This window comes from Bacteroides sp. AM32-11AC (assembly GCF_003603515.1).
Lineage (GTDB): Bacteria > Bacteroidota > Bacteroidia > Bacteroidales > Bacteroidaceae > Bacteroides > Bacteroides uniformis.
The window spans coordinates 1-459 of sequence record NZ_QTNH01000034.1 but is presented as its reverse complement, the minus strand read 5'-3'; the positions used below and the strand labels follow the sequence as shown (position 1 = coordinate 459).

The following is a 459-nucleotide window of genomic DNA, read 5'->3' as shown; positions in this document are numbered from 1 at the left end:
TTGTACTTTTGAGGGTCGTCATTTTCGGATAAAAACGACAACCGGTTTAACATTTTGTTTTTATTCTCGTTTTGTTTAATATTATTCTCTCTAGCTAACAGGATCTTCATAAGTATAATTACCCAAATCAGCATAAGAAAACGAAGCTCCATTGTCATTTGCTAAAAACCATAAACTGCCTAATGATATAAATTCATATCTTCCGGCTCCAGATATACTTGCTCTATTGCAATATTTCATTTCACTACCAACGACTGCTGTTTCATTAAACGCATTCTTAGTGACAACTGATATATACCCGTATGTGCTCGCTAAGTCTTTGTATATCGTCAATGATATCTTCATTCCGGCATATTGAGCAGCATCCGGTAGCATATATACAGCAGTAGAAATACGATTAGGGCGACCATTGATAAAATCAGAGCCAAAAGCCGGATTCAAAAAGAAATACCCCTCGTT

General features: G+C 35.9%; 1 protein-coding gene. It reads right to left on the bottom strand.

What is annotated here, in order from left to right; all coding sequences use genetic code 11:
• Nucleotides 1–90: 90 nt before the first annotated feature.
• A partial coding sequence (locus DW800_RS19775) for a hypothetical protein (protein ID WP_165859909.1) occupies nucleotides 91–459 on the bottom strand: 369 nt, incomplete at its 5' end.